General features: G+C 42.9%; 1 protein-coding gene. It reads left to right on the top strand.

What is annotated here, in order from left to right:
- The first annotated feature begins 80 nt into the window (after positions 1–80).
- Positions 81–1,169, top strand: coding sequence for a DUF3792 domain-containing protein (locus tag ACFIMA_RS09670; protein ID WP_375693779.1), 1,089 nt, complete (start codon positions 81–83; stop codon positions 1,167–1,169).
- The last annotated feature ends 11 nt before the right edge of the window (positions 1,170–1,180 follow it).

Here is a 1,180-nt window from a genome sequence, read left to right as displayed (position 1 = left end):
TTTTGGCGCATATCTATTCACTTTTGGAACATAATTAGCAAAAAGGCATTGTATCTCCAGCATATTCAAGGAGATAAAACATGGAAACTCGCATTCCTGAAAACACACCATTCGATACGAATTTTCTAGGAGAAACGTCTCTAGAAGAAAAGTATTCACTCTTTCACACACCCATTTCATGGTCCGCAATCTTTGCGGGACTGGTGACGGCTCTTGCCACCTCAATCTGCCTCTCTTTTCTGGTCGCCGCTTTAGGCTTAAGCCAAATGGATTTCACCTCTTCAACCCCATTTGAAGGCTCTTTCCTCTCCTTTGGCGTGGGTTCTGTTATCGTTACACTGATTAGCCTAGCCTTGGGAGGCTTTGTAGCTGGACGTTTTGCTGAAACCTCAGGGATTCTTCATGGCTTTCTCACCTGGGCTCTCATAACATTGCTGATGACCCTCCAAGCCATCCACGTGGTTTCTAGTACAGCAAAGATAGGAGCTAAAACGGCTCTAGAAAACAGCTCCATGGTCCAACAAACCGTAGACAGCCTAAAAAACAATATTTCCCCTATACTTGCAAACTTAAACAGCGAAAGTCTTGAACAGTTTTTTGCAAAAAATAGTGACAATGATATCAATTTTGACCAACTTAGGAGTGAATTGCACTCCCTTCTCAATAAAAGTGACATTCCTGCTCTCAACCCTGATCGCTTAAAACAAACCTATCAAGCTGCACTCAATGATATTGGTTCTGCGATAACAGCTTTCAAAAATGATCCTTCTTACTATCGCACCACTTTAAAAAATCTTGGTGAGCGCCTGTCCGATCGTGTAGAAGATCTCACGACAAAATTTGATCGAAGTGATATCATCAATGCCCTCATAAAAGATGGCATGTCCCGTTCGGATGCACAAACAGCAGCCAACCATGCTGTTCAACTCTATCAAAGAGCAGAGGAAAAGACCGAAAAAGCCATCAAAGCCTTTGAAGAACAGGCAGAAACACTCTCAGACAATCTTGAGGATACGATCAAGGGCGCCAAAAACACTGCAACTAAAGCCACAAAAACAGCCTCCAATATGGGGTGGTGGGGCTTTTTAGGAAGTCTGGTAGGCGCCATTATTTCCAGTGTTTTTGGCTATTATGGTTATAGAAGCCGTAAGGACACTTTCATGCTTTAAAACGTCTACCT

Origin of the sequence: Bartonella sp. AP88HLJMH (assembly GCF_042195605.1) — a bacterium.
Classification (GTDB): domain Bacteria; phylum Pseudomonadota; class Alphaproteobacteria; order Rhizobiales; family Rhizobiaceae; genus Bartonella.
This window is presented reverse-complemented; position numbering and strand designations above follow the sequence as displayed.

Bases quoted from the DNA above. Each gene is read 5' to 3' on its own strand.
- ACFIMA_RS09670 (WP_375693779.1), top strand. From the start codon at position 81: ATGGAAACTCGCATTCCTGAAAACACACCATTCGATACGAATTTTCTA.